The organism is Pseudomonas sp. Teo4 (assembly GCF_034387475.1).
Taxonomy (GTDB): domain Bacteria; phylum Pseudomonadota; class Gammaproteobacteria; order Pseudomonadales; family Pseudomonadaceae; genus Aquipseudomonas.
Window position 1 is genome coordinate 1,740,902 of the sequence record NZ_JAXCIL010000002.1, and the last position, 13,970, is coordinate 1,754,871.

The 13,970-nt window shown below is 64.4% G+C and carries 16 protein-coding genes and 1 riboswitch; of the genes, 12 read left to right on the forward strand and 4 right to left on the reverse strand.

Going from position 1 to position 13,970, the window contains the following annotated elements; translation table 11 throughout:
- Window positions 1-2 precede the first annotated feature (2 nt).
- The 11 genes from ribD to PspTeo4_RS24410 all read left to right on the forward strand — a co-directional run bounded on the left by ribD (window position 3) and on the right by PspTeo4_RS24410 (window position 8,266).
- The gene (gene ribD / locus PspTeo4_RS24360; RefSeq protein ID WP_322366313.1) at window positions 3-1,133 is read left to right on the forward strand and encodes a bifunctional diaminohydroxyphosphoribosylaminopyrimidine deaminase/5-amino-6-(5-phosphoribosylamino)uracil reductase RibD; all 1,131 of its coding nucleotides are present in this window, start codon (window positions 3-5) and stop codon (window positions 1,131-1,133) included.
- 42 nt (window positions 1,134-1,175) lie between these two features.
- On the forward strand, window positions 1,176-1,841 hold the full coding sequence (locus PspTeo4_RS24365) for a riboflavin synthase (protein ID WP_003255399.1): 666 nt from the start codon (window positions 1,176-1,178) through the stop codon (window positions 1,839-1,841).
- A gap of 18 nt (window positions 1,842-1,859) precedes the next feature.
- Window positions 1,860-2,951, forward strand: a complete 1,092-nt coding sequence (ribBA, locus tag PspTeo4_RS24370) for a bifunctional 3,4-dihydroxy-2-butanone-4-phosphate synthase/GTP cyclohydrolase II (RefSeq protein ID WP_322366314.1) — start codon at window positions 1,860-1,862, stop codon at window positions 2,949-2,951.
- Between the two features lie 91 nt (window positions 2,952-3,042).
- A complete protein-coding gene (gene ribE / locus PspTeo4_RS24375) occupies window positions 3,043-3,519 on the forward strand; it encodes a 6,7-dimethyl-8-ribityllumazine synthase (protein WP_008092356.1) in 477 nt (158 codons plus the stop codon).
- Entirely contained in the window at window positions 3,516-4,016 is a 501-nt protein-coding gene (gene nusB / locus PspTeo4_RS24380) for a transcription antitermination factor NusB (protein WP_322366315.1), read from the forward strand. The genes ribE and nusB overlap by 4 nt, the downstream gene beginning before the upstream one ends.
- An 18-nt stretch (window positions 4,017-4,034) precedes the next feature.
- Entirely contained in the window at window positions 4,035-4,997 is a 963-nt protein-coding gene (gene thiL, locus PspTeo4_RS24385) for a thiamine-phosphate kinase (protein ID WP_322366316.1), read from the forward strand.
- Window positions 4,994-5,497, forward strand: a complete 504-nt coding sequence (locus PspTeo4_RS24390; protein ID WP_043210214.1) for a phosphatidylglycerophosphatase A — start codon at window positions 4,994-4,996, stop codon at window positions 5,495-5,497. Before thiL ends, PspTeo4_RS24390 begins: the two co-directional genes overlap by 4 nt.
- A 14-nt stretch (window positions 5,498-5,511) precedes the next feature.
- Window positions 5,512-6,261 carry a transporter substrate-binding domain-containing protein gene (locus tag PspTeo4_RS24395; protein ID WP_322366317.1) on the forward strand — a complete coding sequence of 250 codons (750 nt, stop codon included), beginning with the start codon at window positions 5,512-5,514 and terminating at the stop codon, window positions 6,259-6,261.
- 165 nt (window positions 6,262-6,426) lie between these two features.
- The gene (gene ribA / locus PspTeo4_RS24400) at window positions 6,427-7,044 is read left to right on the forward strand and encodes a GTP cyclohydrolase II (protein ID WP_322366318.1); all 618 of its coding nucleotides are present in this window, start codon (window positions 6,427-6,429) and stop codon (window positions 7,042-7,044) included.
- Entirely contained in the window at window positions 7,041-7,460 is a 420-nt protein-coding gene (locus tag PspTeo4_RS24405) for an MFS transporter (RefSeq protein ID WP_322366319.1), read from the forward strand. The genes ribA and PspTeo4_RS24405 overlap by 4 nt, the downstream gene beginning before the upstream one ends.
- Window positions 7,460-8,266 (forward strand): cobalamin-binding protein, encoded by an 807-nt coding sequence (locus PspTeo4_RS24410; protein WP_322366320.1) that lies wholly within the window; start codon window positions 7,460-7,462, stop codon window positions 8,264-8,266. The genes PspTeo4_RS24405 and PspTeo4_RS24410 overlap by 1 nt, the downstream gene beginning before the upstream one ends.
- A 24-nt stretch (window positions 8,267-8,290) precedes the next feature.
- Here PspTeo4_RS24410 and dxs read toward each other — a convergent pair whose 3' ends face one another.
- The 4 genes from dxs to ribB all read right to left on the reverse strand — a co-directional run bounded on the left by dxs (window position 8,291) and on the right by ribB (window position 12,346).
- Window positions 8,291-10,186, reverse strand: a complete 1,896-nt coding sequence (gene dxs / locus PspTeo4_RS24415; RefSeq protein ID WP_322366321.1) for a 1-deoxy-D-xylulose-5-phosphate synthase — start codon at window positions 10,184-10,186, stop codon at window positions 8,291-8,293.
- Window positions 10,187-10,360: 174 nt separating this feature from the next.
- Complete coding sequence (locus PspTeo4_RS24420) at window positions 10,361-11,248, reverse strand: farnesyl diphosphate synthase (RefSeq protein ID WP_322366322.1); 888 nt, start codon at window positions 11,246-11,248, stop codon at window positions 10,361-10,363.
- The gene (locus PspTeo4_RS24425; RefSeq protein ID WP_011531978.1) at window positions 11,245-11,487 is read right to left on the reverse strand and encodes an exodeoxyribonuclease VII small subunit; all 243 of its coding nucleotides are present in this window, start codon (window positions 11,485-11,487) and stop codon (window positions 11,245-11,247) included. The genes PspTeo4_RS24420 and PspTeo4_RS24425 overlap by 4 nt, the downstream gene beginning before the upstream one ends.
- A 208-nt stretch (window positions 11,488-11,695) precedes the next feature.
- Window positions 11,696-12,346, reverse strand: coding sequence for a 3,4-dihydroxy-2-butanone-4-phosphate synthase (gene ribB, locus PspTeo4_RS24430; protein WP_322366323.1), 651 nt, complete (start codon window positions 12,344-12,346; stop codon window positions 11,696-11,698).
- Between the two features lie 80 nt (window positions 12,347-12,426).
- A riboswitch (FMN riboswitch) is annotated at window positions 12,427-12,568 on the reverse strand.
- A 93-nt stretch (window positions 12,569-12,661) separates the two neighbouring features.
- Here ribB and PspTeo4_RS24435 point away from each other — a divergent pair.
- Window positions 12,662-13,867, forward strand: coding sequence for an RtcB family protein (locus PspTeo4_RS24435; RefSeq protein WP_322366324.1), 1,206 nt, complete (start codon window positions 12,662-12,664; stop codon window positions 13,865-13,867).
- Window positions 13,868-13,970 lie beyond the last annotated feature (103 nt).

Here is a 13,970-nt window from a genome sequence, read left to right on the forward strand (position 1 = left end):
ACATGCCGAGCCAGACCGCGATCCTTGACGCCCACTACATGGCCCGTGCCCTGGAACTGGCCCGCAAGGGTGCCTACACCACGCACCCCAACCCGCGGGTGGGCTGTGTCATCGTGCGTGACGGCGAGGTGGTGGGTGAGGGCTGGCATGTGCGCGCCGGCGAGCCGCATGCCGAGGTGCATGCCCTGCGCCAGGCCGGTGAGCGTGCCCGTGGTGCCTGCGCCTACGTGACCCTCGAACCTTGCAGCCACCATGGCCGTACCCCGCCGTGCGCCGAGGCGCTGGTGAAGGCGGGCGTTGCCCGGGTGGTGGCGGCCATGCAGGACCCGAACCCGCAAGTGGCCGGGCAAGGCCTGCGCCGGCTGGCCGAAGCGGGCATCGAGGTCGCCAGCGGTGTGCTCGAAGGCGAGGCGCGTGCGCTCAACCCTGGTTTTCTCAAGCGCATGGAGCATGGCCTGCCGTTCGTCAGGGCCAAGCTGGCGATGAGCCTGGATGGTCGCACTGCCATGGCCAGCGGCGAAAGCCAGTGGATCACCGGCCCCGCCGCTCGCTCTGCGGTGCAGCGCCTGCGCGCCCGTTCCAGCGTCGTGCTGACCAGCGCCGCCAGTGTGCTGGCCGACAATGCCCGCATGACCGTGCGTGGCGACGAGCTGGGCCTGGATGCCGAAACCACTGCCCTGGCCATGACCCGCACACCGCTGCGCGTACTTGTCGACGGCCGCCTGCGCTTGCCGCTGGACGCCCCGTTCTTCCAGGCAGGCCCCGCCCTGGTGGTCACCGCCGCCGCTGAAGACCCGCGCTATGCCGCCGCAGGCCATGAACTGCTGTGCCTGCCGGGCGAGGGCGGCCATGTCGATCTGCCCGCGCTGTTGCGTACCCTGGCCGCCCGCGGCGTCAATGAAATTCTGCTGGAAGCTGGCGCTGGCCTGGTCGGCGCCTTCGCCCGCCAAGGGCTGGTCGACGAATACCAATTGTTTGTAGCAGGTACCTTCCTCGGCTCCCAGGCCCGTCCTCTGCTGGACTGGCCATTGGCGAAAATGAGCGAGGCGCCACGACTGAAAATCACCGAAATGCGCGCAGTGGGCGATGACTGGCGGGTCACAGCCATCCCCCTGCCGCCGCCCGGCGTATAATGCCGGGCTTGCCCTGCGCAACCCGTTCTTGAGGAAGACCCCATGTTCACCGGCATCATCGAATCCATCGGCACCATCCGCAGCCTGACCCCGAAAGGCGGCGACGTGCGCGTCTACGTCGAAACCGGCAAGCTCGACCTGGGTGACGTAAAGCTCGGTGACAGCATTGCCGTCAACGGCGTGTGCCTGACCGCCGTCGAGCTTCCGGGCGATGGTTTCTGGGCCGACGTCAGCGTCGAGACCCTCAAGCGTACCGCCTTCATCGACCTCAAGAGCGGCAGCAAGGTCAACCTGGAGAAAGCCCTGACCCCGACCACTCGTCTTGGCGGGCACCTGGTCAGCGGCCACGTCGACGGCGTCGGCGAGATCATTTCGCGCAGCGATAACGCGCGCGCCATCCAGTTCCGCGTGCGTGCACCCAAGGAGCTGGCCAAGTACATCGCCCACAAGGGTTCGATCACCGTCGACGGCACCAGCCTGACGGTCAATGAGGTCAATGGCGCCGAATTCGAGCTGACCATCGTCCCGCACACCCTGTCCGAAACCATCATGGCCGACTACCGCGCAGGTCGTCGGGTGAACCTTGAGGTCGACCTGCTGGCCCGTTACCTGGAGCGTCTGCTGCTGGGTGACAAGGCTGCCGAGCCGAGCAAGGGCAGTGGCATTACCGAAAGCTTCCTGGCCGCCAACGGCTTCTTGAAATCCTGATTGAGAAGGGGGTGCCGAGTGGCGCTCAACAGCATCGAAGAACTGGTAGAAGACATCCGCCAGGGCAAAATGGTCATCCTCATGGACGACGAAGACCGTGAGAACGAAGGCGACATCATCATGGCCGCCGAGTGCTGCCTGCCTGAGCACATCAACTTCATGGCCAAGCACGCCCGTGGCCTGATCTGCATGCCGATGACCCGCGAGCGTTGCGAAACGCTGAAGCTGCCGCTGATGGCGCCGCGCAACGGCTCGGGCTTCGGCACCAAGTTCACCGTATCGATCGAGGCCGCTGAAGGCGTCACCACCGGCATCTCCGCCGCCGACCGCGCCCGCACCGTGCAGGCCGCCGCCGCCAAGGACGCCAAGGCTGAAGACATCGTCAGCCCCGGCCACATCTTCCCGCTGATGGCCCAGCCTGGCGGCACCCTGGCTCGCGCCGGCCACACTGAAGCCGCCTGCGACCTGGCACGCATGGCCGGTTTCGAGCCTAGCGGCGTGATCTGCGAAGTGATGAACGACGACGGCACCATGTCGCGCCGCGCCGAGCTGGAAGTGTTCGCCGCCGAGCACGGCCTGAAGATCGGCACCATCGCCGACCTGATCCACTACCGCATGATCCACGAGCGCACCGTGCAGCGCGTCTCCGAACAGCCGATCGAAAGCGAGCTGGGCCAGTTCAACCTGGTCACCTACCGCGACGCGGTGGAAGGCGACGTGCACATGGCCCTGACTCTGGGCAAGATCTGCGCCGAAGAGCCGACCCTGGTGCGTGTGCACAACATGGACCCGCTGCGTGACCTGCTGATGGTCAAACAGCCGGGCCGCTGGAGCCTGCGCGCGGCCATGGCCGCGGTGGCCGAGGCGGGTAGTGGCGTGGTGCTGCTGCTGGGTCACCCGCTGGACGGCGACGTATTGCTGGCGCACATCCGCGAAAGCGCGGGCGATGCGCCGACCAAGGCGCCGACCACCTACAGCACCGTTGGTGCCGGTTCGCAGATCCTGCGTGACCTGGGCGTGCGCAAGATGCGCCTGATGAGTTCGCCGATGAAGTTCAATGCGATATCCGGATTCGATCTGGAAGTTGTAGAATACGTGCCCTCCGAGTGACTTGAAGCGGCATTGATGCCCTTGCGCTCGAGTCCAAACCCTCCCGAGGCCGCCAGTGCGCGGCCTCGCTCTTGAAGATGAGAACATCGGAATGACCCTGAAGACCATCGAAGGTACCTTCATCGCCCCCAAAGGTCGCTATGCTTTGGTGGTTGGCCGCTTCAACAGCTTCGTCGTCGAAAGCCTGGTAAGCGGTGCAGTCGATGCCCTGGTTCGCCATGGCGTCAGCGAAAGCGACATCACCATCATCCGTGCCCCGGGCGCGTTCGAAATCCCGCTGGTGGCCCAGAAAGTCGCCCAGCAAGGTGAATACGACGCGATCATCGCCCTGGGCGCAGTGATCCGTGGCGGTACCCCGCACTTCGAATACGTGGCGGGCGAATGCACCAAGGGCCTGGCCCAGGTGTCCATGGAGTTCGGTGTACCGGTCGCCTTCGGCGTCCTGACCGTCGACTCCATCGAGCAAGCCATCGAGCGTTCCGGCACCAAGGCCGGTAACAAAGGTGCTGAAGCTGCCCTGTCCGCTCTGGAAATGGTCAGCCTGCTGGCGCAGTTGGAGGCCAAGTGATTAGCGACGAAAGCGATCGTTTCAACCCGCGCGATCCAAAACCTGCGGATGCCGGCAAGCCATCGAAGAGCGCCAAGCGCCGCGAAGCCCGCAAGCTCGCGACCCAGGCCCTGTACCAATGGCACATGGCTCAGCATTCGCTGAACGAGATCGAGGCACAATTCCGGGTCGATAACGATTTCTCCGATGTCGATGGCGCCTATTTCCGCGAAATCCTGCACGGGGTTCCGGCAATCAAGGTCGAGATCGATACGGCCCTGGCACCTTGCCTGGACCTGGCATTGGAAGAGCTCGACCCGGTCGAGCTGGCTGTGCTGCGTCTGTCCACCTGGGAGTTCATCAAGCGCGTCGACGTACCGTACCGCGTGGTGATCAACGAAGGTGTGGAACTGGCCAAGGTCTTCGGCGCCACCGACGGCCACAAGTTCGTCAACGGTGTGCTGGACAAGCTCGCACCGACCCTGCGTGAAGCAGAAGTCAAGGCGAACAAGCGCTGATTCTGGCGCTGTCGGGCCATGGGTGAGTTCGAGCTGATCAACCGTTACTTCGCCGCCGCGTCCTGTGCGCAAGGCGGCGAAGGCGTGGTGCTGGGTATCGGTGACGACTGCGCCCTGCTGAGTCTTCCCCCTGGCGAGCAGTTGGCGGTGTCCACCGATACGCTGGTTGCCGGGGTGCACTTTCCCGCAATCTGCGACCCTTACCTGCTCGGCCAGCGCTCGCTGGCAGTGGCGGCCAGTGATCTGGCGGCCATGGGCGCCACGCCGATCGCTTTCACCCTCGCCCTGACCCTGCCTGATGTTGGCCCGGATTGGCTTGCGGCCTTTGCCGAAGGCCTCAGCAAAATGGCCCATCGTTGCCACATAAGCCTGATTGGTGGCGATACCACGCGCGGCCCCTTGAGCATCAATGTGACCGTGTTCGGCAGGGTGCCGGCCGGCCAGGCGCTGCGTCGCAGCGGTGCAAGGCCAGGCGACTTGCTGTGTGTCGGTGCTCCGCTGGGCAACGCGGCGGGTGCATTGCCGTTGGTGCTGGGGGAGCGCGAGGCGCCGGCCGAGCTGGCCGAGCCTTTGTTGAGCCACTTCTGGTCGCCGATGCCACAGCTGAGCCTGGGCCTGATGCTGCGCGGGCGTGCCACTGCTGCACTGGACATCTCCGACGGTCTGCTCGCCGATTGCGGGCATATCGCCAAGGCGTCTGGCGTCGCACTCGAGGTGAACCTGGCGCAGGTGCCAGTGTCTGCTGCCTTGCAGGCCTTCCTAGGGCAGGAAGCTGCCCAGTGGGCCGCGCTCACCGGTGGCGACGACTATGTACTGGCCTTCACCTTGCCGCCCGAGGCACTTTCAGCCCTGCAGAGCGCTGTGGCGGTGCATGTCATCGGCCGCGTGCTCGAGGGCCAGGGCGTGACTCTGCGTGACCCGCAGGGCCAGGACATCACCCCCGTGCAGCGGGGCTACCAACATTTTAGGGAGACACCGTGACCGACCACCCCAACCAGGTGCCTGCGGAGTTCGTTCCGCCTTCGGTCTGGCGCAACCCCTGGCACTTCATTGCATTCGGCTTCGGTTCAGGCACGCTGCCCAAGGCCCCAGGTACCTGGGGTTCGCTGGTGGCGCTGCCGTTCATTCCGCTGTGGCAGATGCTGCCTGACTGGGGCTACTGGCTGCTGCTGGGCATCACCATGCTGTTTGGCTTCTGGTTGTGCGGCAAAGTTGCGAATGACTTGCGTGTGCACGACCATGAAGGCATTGTCTGGGATGAGATGGTCGGCATGTGGATCACCCTGTGGCTGGTGCCAGAAGGATGGCAGTGGCTGCTGGCAGGGTTTTTGATGTTCCGCTTCTTCGACATCCTCAAGCCGTGGCCGATCCGCTGGGTCGACCGCCACGTGCATGGCGGTGTCGGAATCATGCTCGACGATATCCTGGCCGGCGTTTTTGCCTGGCTGGGCATGCAGGTTCTGGTATGGGTGGTGGCCTGACAGGGAGCGCGTAAATGGCCATAAGGACGATGCTGCTGGCAATGATGCTGATACTTGCCCCATGGGCAGGTAACGCGGCGGCCGAGGACACGCCCAGGCAGATACACCTGGTCAGCGAAGAGTGGCTCGATTACACCAACGCGGACGGTACCGGGGTGGCCTGGGACGTGCTGCGCAAGGTGTTCGAGCCAGCCGGGGTCAAGGTGGTGGTGCAAAGCGCGCCTTACAGCCGCGCGGTTGGCCTGGTCAAACGGGGCACAGCCGATGCCTGGGTCGGTTCGTACAAGGAAGAGAACGACGACAACCTGTACCCGCGCTGGCATTTCGATATGGACCATATCTATGCGCTGGGCCTGGTCAGCAAGCCTGTGCCGACACTGGACACTGTCGGTCAATACCGCCTGGCCTGGGTGCGCGGCTATGACTACGGCAGTTACCTGCCCAATGTGCACGACTTCCGTGAGATCCAACGGCGCGAAGGCATCCTGCCAATGCTCGAGCACGACCGCGTTGACTTCTACATCGATGCGTTGACCGAGGTCGACTATGTGCTGGGGCAGGCGTCGCAACCAGAGCGCTTCCGCCGTACCCACGTGGCCGAACTGCCGCTTTACCTGGCGTTTGGCCGCAGCGATCAGGCCAAGGCGTTGATCAAGGTGTTCGACAGGCGCATGGCCGAGTTGGTGCGAAGTGGTGAGCTCAAGCCAATCTTCGAGCACTGGAAGCAGCCGTACCCGTTTACCCCGGACAGCAAACCGCAGTGAGCCTTGGGCCGCGATGCGGCCCAATCGCCACAGACAAGCCGACTCCAACATCCAATAAGCATCGAACTTTTCGATCTTAAGCCACGGTATTCAGCCTGCGCACAGGCGCCGGCCTGCTGATACAATCGGCGCACGTGAAATTTCAAACTTATCCAGGAGCACAACGTGCCCGTCGTCTTTGTTGCCGCCTCGAAACTCCCGACGCCCTTCGCGATCTTCACCATGCATGGCTTCCTCGACGAAGCCACTGGCCGTGAGCATGTAGTGCTCAGCCTGGGTGATATCGCCGACGGCCAGCCGGTGCTGGGGCGCCTGCACTCCGAGTGCCTGACCGGCGATGCCCTGTTCAGCCAGCGCTGCGACTGTGGCTCGCAGCTGGAAGCCGCATTGCAGGCCATCGCCCGCGAAGGCCGTGGCGTGCTGCTTTACCTGCGTCAGGAAGGCCGTGGTATTGGCCTGCTGAACAAGATTCGCGCCTATGAGCTGCAAGATGGTGGTGCCGATACCGTCGAGGCCAACGAACGCCTGGGCTTTGCCGCCGACCAGCGTGACTACGCCATGTGCCTGCCGATGCTTGAGCACCTGGGCGTTCAGTCGTTGCGTCTGATGACCAACAACCCGCGCAAGGTCAAAGCCCTGACCGACATGAACATCAAAGTTGCCGAGCGCGTGCCGCTGCACACCGGCCACAACCCGCACAACCGCCTGTACCTGGCGACCAAGGCTGACAAGCTCGGCCACATGATGGGCAACAAGCATCAGGGCGAGGTGCCCCAGGCGTGACACGGGGCCAGGTGAAACGGCGGCTGGAGCTGGCCTGGTGGCAATACCTGGCGGTCGGCCTGGTGCCGCTGCCGGTCATGGCCTGGGCCTTCGGCGGTGGCGATGCACTGGTCCCGGTGCTGGCCATGCCGCTGTTCATTGCCGGTGCTGCCACCATGTTTCTCAGCCTGCCGCGCTTCGGCGCCTACAAACGCGCCTTGATCGCCACTTCCAAGGTGCTGGGAACGGCTGAAGAGCCCGCAGCCTGGATCGAGCTGGCCCGTGTCCGGCGGCTGGCGATGCTGTACGCCTGTTTCCCCGCCTGGGTCGCGGCACTGTCGGTGCTGGTGGGCCTTGAAGCCGTGCCGCAAATTCTTCTGGCGCTGTCCACTGTGGTGGTGCTGTACCTCTACCGTATTCCACGTCAGTTGGGCTGATGCGCATCGTCCTGTGCCTGTTGGTGCTGCTGGCGGGCAGTGCTTGGGCGCAGGAACCGCTGCGGGTGATCAGCCTGACACCCTCGATGACCGAAATCATGCTCGAGCTGCAGGCCGACGACCTGTTGGTGGGTGTGCTCGACGGTGGTGAGCGACCGGCCGCGTTGCGTGCCTTGCCTTCGGTGGGGCGGTACGGGCAACTGGACATGGAGCGTTTACTGAGCCTTGAGCCCGACCTGCTGTTGCTGTGGCCTGGCAGTGTGCCGCCAGCCCAGCGCGACCAGCTCAAGCGCTTGGGGATCGAGACCTTCAGCGCCGAGCCCCACACCCTCGAACAACTCATCGAGCAGATTGAAGCTATAGCCGAACGTGTAGGCCGTGGCGAGCAAGGGCATCGATACGCCGTGTCACTTCGAGAGCGTGTGCGGCAGCTGCGTCAGCACTATCGGCGCGAACAGCCCCTAGGCGTGTTCTATCAAGTGTGGGACAAACCGCTCTTTACCGTTGGCGCCAAGCAGGTGATCAGCGACGCGCTGGCTGTGTGCGGGGCACGGAACGTGTTCGACGATCTTGACCTGCCTGCACCGCAGGTTGGCGTAGAGGCGGTGCTTCAGCGTGATCCGCAGGTGATTCTGGCCGGTGATGAGGCGCAATTGGCCAGTTGGAAAGCCTGGCCGCGATTGCGTGCCGTGGCGGGAAACCGCTTGCTGGTGGTGCCAGACAAGGGCCTGGAGCGGCCCAGCGGGCAGATGATCGACGCCACCGAGCGTCTGTGTGCGTTGCTGGAGGCCCAAGCGCCAGAGTGAACCCAGGCGCTCGGGCCTCAGCCCTTACAGGCCGAGCTTGGCCATCCGCGCTTTGATCGAAGCTTCGATACCAGCAGCGTCCAGGCCGCATTCGGCGAGCATTTGCGCAGGCTTGGCATGCTCGACGTAGATGTCTGGCAGCCCAAGGTGCAGCAGCGGTTTGACCACGCCCTCGCTGGCCAGGAACTCGCCAACGGCCGCGCCGGCACCACCCATGATGGCGTTCTCTTCGATGGTCACCAGCAGTTCATGGCTGGCCGCCAGCTCGCGGACCAGTGCTTCGTCCAGAGGCTTGACGAAGCGCATGTCGACCACGGTTGCGTTGATCTGCTCAGCGACTTGCAGGGCTTCGGTCAACTGCACACCAAACACCAGCAAGGCGACTTTCTCACCCTGGCGGCGGACCACGCCCTTGCCGATTTCCAGAGGTTCGAGATCACCGCTGATCGGCGCATTCGGGCCGGTGCCACGCGGGTAGCGAACGGCTGCAGGGCCGTTGTAGCGGTGGCCGGTAGTGAGCATCTTGCGCAGCTCGTTCTCGTCGCTTGGGGTCATCACCACGATGCCCGGGATACAGCGCAGGTACGACAGGTCGTAGCTGCCGGCGTGGGTCGGGCCGTCTTCGCCGACCAGGCCGGCGCGGTCGATGGCGAACAGTACGTCGAGGTTCTGCACCGCCACATCGTGAATCAGTTGGTCGTAGGCGCGCTGCAGGAAGGTCGAGTAGATCGCCACCACTGGTTTGGCACCTTCGCAGGCCATGCCGGCGGCCAGGGTGACGGCGTGCTGCTCGGCAATGGCCACGTCGAAGTAGCGCTCCGGGTAGCGTTCGCTGAAGGCGACCAGGTCAGAGCCTTCTTTCATCGCCGGGGTAATGCCTACCAGACGGTTGTCGGCGGCGGCCATGTCGCACAGCCACTGACCAAATACCGCGGAATATTTCGGGCCACTGGCTTTCTTCGGCGCGGCAGGCTTGTCGGCCGGCTCCAGCTTGGTGATGGCGTGGTAGCCGATCGGGTCGACCTCGGCCGGGGCGAAGCCTTTGCCTTTCTTGGTCACCACGTGCAGGAACTGCGGGCCCTTGAGGTCACGCATGTTGCGCAGCGTGGCGATCATGGTGGGCAGGTCGTGGCCGTCGATCGGGCCGATGTAGTTCCAGCCCAGCTCTTCGAACAGGGTGCCGGGAGCCAGCATGCCCTTGGCGTATTCCTCGGTGCGGCGGGCGATTTCCCAGGCGCCAGGCAGACGCGACAGCACCTTCTTGCTGCCCTCGCGCATGCTCGAATAGGTGCGGCTGGAGAGGATCTTGGCCAGGTAGTTGGACAGGCCGCCGACGTTGCGCGAAATCGACATGTCGTTGTCGTTGAGGATCACCAGCATGTCGGCGTCGACTTCCTGGGCGTGGTTCAACGCTTCGAAGGCCATGCCGGCAGTGAGGGCGCCGTCGCCGATCACCGCGATCGACTTGCGCGGGTCGTTCTGCAGGCGTGCGGCAATGGCCATGCCCAGCGCGGCGCTGATCGAGGTGCTGGAGTGGCCGACGCCAAAGGTGTCGTACTCGCTTTCGCTGCGGCGCGGGAAAGCGGCGATGCCGTCCTTCTGGCGCAGGGTCAGCATGCGGTTGCGACGGCCGGTGAGAATCTTGTGCGGGTAGGCCTGGTGGCCAACGTCCCACACCAGGCGGTCATCCGGGGTGTCGAAGACGTAGTGCAGGGCAATCGTCAGTTCGATGACGCCCAGACCGGCGCCGAAATGCCCACCGGTCTGACCGACGGTGTAGAGCAGCTCCTGGCGCAATTCGTCGGCCAGGGTCTCCAGGTCGGCTTCAGCCAGCCGGCGCAGGCCAGCAGGCGTGTCAGCGCGGTCGAGCAACGGCGTGACCGGGCGTTCGCGGGGAATCTCTTGAAACGTCGTGGGCATCAGGCGAGTCGTTATAGGTGTGAAGACGCGGCAGTTTACCCCATTGTGGGAAAAGTGCCCATTCAACCACAGGTTGCACGGCCCCTGTGGGAGCGGGTTTACCCGCGAATGCGGCGGTGAATCCGGCGTCGCATTCGCGGGTAAACCCGCTCCCACAGGGATTGGTGTCAGGGCTTAATGGCGGCGCTCGACGATGTAGCGGGCCAGAGCCCGCAGCGGCTCGGCGTTTTCGCCAAAACCATCGAGCGCAGCCAGCGCCTGGTCGCGCAGCTCCAGCGCATAGGCCTTGGCCGCCTCCAGCCCAAGCAGGGCCGGGTAGGTCGGTTTGTCACGGGCTATGTCAGCGCCCTGACGCTTGCCGAGGGTGGCGGTGTCGCTTTCCACGTCGAGGATGTCGTCCTGGACCTGGAACGCCAGGCCTATGGCCTGGGCATAGATTTTCAAGGCATCGAGCTGGGCTTGTTCGGCGCGGGCGCTGGCCAGGGCACCGAGGTGCACGCTGGCTTCGATCAACGCGCCGGTCTTGTGCCGGTGCATGTACTCGAGCGCCTGCTGGTCCAGCTTCAGGCCCACCGAACCGAGGTCGATGGCCTGGCCGCCGACCATGCCGGCAGGCCCGGCGGCCTTGGCCAGGGCCTGGACCATCGCCAGGCGAATGCTGTCGGGCTGTGGGCTCAGGCGCGGGTCGAGCAGGGCGGTGAAGGCCAGGCTTTGCAGGCCATCGCCAGCAAGAATGGCACAGGCTTCGTCGAAGGCCTTGTGGGTAGTTGGTTGGCCACGACGCAGGTCATCGTCGTCCATGGCCGGCAAGTCGTCGTGCACCAGCGAATAGGCGTGGATCAACTCTACCGCGCAGGCTGCGCCGTTGGCCTGTTCGGCCGGGGCACCCAGGGCTTCGCAGGCGGCATAGGCGAGCAGCGGGCGTACCCGCTTGCCACCGTTCATGACGCTGTAGCGCATCGCGGCGTAGAGGCGTTCAAGCTCCTTGGACGGGGCTACGAACAGGGGTTCCAGTGCGGCGTCGACACGAGCCTGGCTGCTGGCCTGGTAAGCGCTGATCATGCTTCTGGCTCCGCATCGAAGGGTTGGGCGGCCAGTTCGCCGTCCCGCTCCAGCAGAATCTGTACTTTCTGTTCGGCCTGGGCCAGCGCCCCCTGGCAATCACGGGTCAGGGCAATGCCTTGTTCAAAGGCGGCCAGCGACTCTTCCAGCGACAATTCGCCGTTCTCCAGGCGCTCGACCAGGGCTTGCAGGTCTGCGAGGGATTGCTCGAAATCGATGGAGGCTTTTTTGCGGGCCATGGCGACTGTCTCGGTGGTGTTCAGAACGGCGCGACACTAGCAGAGCGGGGCGGGGGGAGCAAACTTCAGGGCGTCTGAGGTTGGGTTTGCCGGCCCTTTCGCGGGTAAACCCGCTCCCACAGGTTCGGTGCAGGTTTCAAGCTATGTACAGAACCTGTGGGAGCGGGTTTACCCGCGAATGGGCCGCAAAGCGGCCCCGTACGATGGATCAGGCCATCTCGGCTTCTTGCTCCAGCATCGCCTCGCGGTAGCGCGCCAGCTCTTCAATGGTCAGTACCGGCAGGTTGTACTGCCGAGCATACACTGCCACTTCTTCACCCCGGGCCATGCTGCCATCGGGGTTCATCAGCTCGCACAGCACCGCAGCCGGGCGCAGCCCTGCCAAGCGCGCCAGGTCCACCGAGCCTTCGGTGTGTCCACGGCGAGTCAATACCCCGCCATTGCGGGCGCGCAGCGGGAATACATGACCGGGGCTGACGATATGGCGCTGCTCGGCGGTCGAGCGCAGGGCGGCTTCGATGGTGGTGATGCGGTCCTGGGCCGACACCCCGGTGCTCACGCCTTCGGCAGCTTCGATGCTGACGGTGAAACCAGTGCCATGCCGAGCCTGGTTGTTCTGCACCATTGGCGCCAACTCCAGGGCGTCGACGGTGGCTTCGTCCAGGCACAGGCAAACGATCCCGCTGCAGTCGCGAATCATCATGGCCATGGTTTGCAGCGACAGGTTTTCGGCAGCGGCGACGATGTCGGCTTCGTCCTCGCGGTCGTCATCGTCGAGCAGCAGCACGGGGCGGCCGGCCTGGAAGGCGGCGATGGCGGCGTTAACGTTAGGGAATTGCAGGTGATGCTTGGTGGACATGAAACGCTCCTCGTGAATGATCGATGAACGTCTCGGGGCGAACAAAATGCGCGCGCAGGGGCGCCCGAATGGCCCCTGCCTGACGCCTTCTTTCATCCGGACTATGACCGTCGGCTCTGGAGTCGCACCAGATCTGCTGACCCCCGGCATGGCCGGGGCGCTCGCGGGCTCATCTTTCGATTTACCGCCGGTGGGGACTTTCACCCCGCCCTGAAGACCGGGCAAGCATACCGCACTGTGCCACCCCGCTGGCAACCCGGCGGCCTACGACCTTCGGCGGTATCATGCGGTCATGGTCTTTTTGGAAGCGACACGATGAACATTCTCCAGGTTGCCGGCGGCAAGCCGATCAAGCTGTGGACCGACGGCGTACCCGTCGAGGACGAAGCCCGCCAACAATTGTTGAACACGGCGAAGATGCCGTTCATCTTCAAGCACCTGGCGGTGATGCCGGATGTGCACCTGGGCAAGGGCTCGACCATCGGCAGCGTGATCCCCACCGTTGGCGCGATCATCCCGGCGGCGGTGGGGGTGGACATAGGCTGCGGCATGATTGCCGCACGCACCTCGTTGCATGCCCGGGACCTGCCGGACAACCTGCACGGGCTGCGCACCGCCATCGAGAAAGCCGTGCCCCATGGCAAGACTTTCGGCCGCCGCGATCAGGGCGCCTGGGATGACGTCCCTGATCACGCCGATCGGCAGTGGCGGGGGTTGGCGGGGCGCTTCAAGGCAATCACCGACAAGTACCCGCGCCTGGAAAAGACCAACAATCGCCATCACCTGGGGACGTTGGGCGGCGGCAATCACTTCATCGAGGTGTGCCTGGACGAGGCCGACCAGGTCTGGTTCATGTTGCACAGTGGTTCGCGTGGTGTCGGCAATGCCATCGGCAACCTGTTCATAGAGCTGGCCCAGGCCGACATGCGCCAGCACCTGGCCAACCTGCCGGACAAGGACTTGGCCTACTTCGAGGAAGGCAGCCGCCACTTTGCCGATTACGTCGAGGCGGTCGAGTGGGCTCAGGATTATGCCCGGCGCAACCGCGAGCTGATGATGCAGGCGGTGGTCGCTGCCGTACGCAAAGTGCTGGGCCGACCCTTCGAGGCCAGCCTGGAAGCCGTCAATTGCCACCACAACTATGTGCAGCGCGAGCAGCATTTCGGCCGTGAGGTGCTGGTGACGCGCAAGGGCGCGGTGTCGGCGCAAAAAGGTCAGTTGGGCATCATTCCCGGCTCAATGGGGGCCAAGAGTTTCATCGTTCGTGGCCTGGGCAATGAGGAGTCATTCTGCTCGTGCAGCCACGGCGCGGGCCGGGTGATGAGCCGGACCAAGGCCAAGAGCCGTTTCAATGTCGAGGATCAACGGCGGGCGACCGCGCATGTGGAGTGCCGCAAGGACAAGGACGTGATCGATGAGATTCCCATGGCCTACAAGGACATCGATGCGGTGATGCTGGCCCAGCGAGAGTTGGTCGAGGTGGTGCACACGTTGCGGCAGGTGGTGTGTGTGAAGGGGTGACTTTACTGCCCAATCGCCGGCAAGCCGGCTCCCACAGGTAATGCAGTGATCTCAATATGAGCGCGTTCCCTGTGGGAGCCGGCTTGCCGGCGATTGGGCCGGT